This is a genomic window from Vibrio sp. HI00D65 (assembly GCF_001635455.1).
Lineage (GTDB): Bacteria > Pseudomonadota > Gammaproteobacteria > Enterobacterales > Vibrionaceae > Vibrio.
Genome location: NZ_LWEH01000569.1, coordinates 1 through 275, shown reverse-complemented (window position 1 = coordinate 275; position 275 = coordinate 1). Strand labels below are relative to the sequence as shown.

Here is a 275-nt window from a genome sequence, read left to right as displayed (position 1 = left end):
CTTTACACATCACTATCACACGATCGGCGAAGTGTTTTACCACACCTAAGTCATGAGTGATGAACAAAATTGCCATTCCCATCTTGCCTTGGATCTCTTTGATAAGAGAAAGTACTTCAGCTTGAACCGTTACATCGAGTGCTGTCGTCGGTTCGTCCGCAATCAGAATATCCGGTTCATTAATCAGTGCCATTGCAATCATAATGCGCTGCAGTTGACCACCCGAAAATTCGTGCGGGTACTTGGTGTATGACTTTTCTGGCATTGGCAAGTGC

General features: G+C 45.1%; 1 protein-coding gene. It reads right to left on the bottom strand.

Going from position 1 to position 275, the window contains the following annotated elements; translation table 11 throughout:
• A partial coding sequence (locus tag A3712_RS23890; protein WP_157618878.1) for an ATP-binding cassette domain-containing protein occupies positions 1-275 on the bottom strand: 275 nt, incomplete at both ends.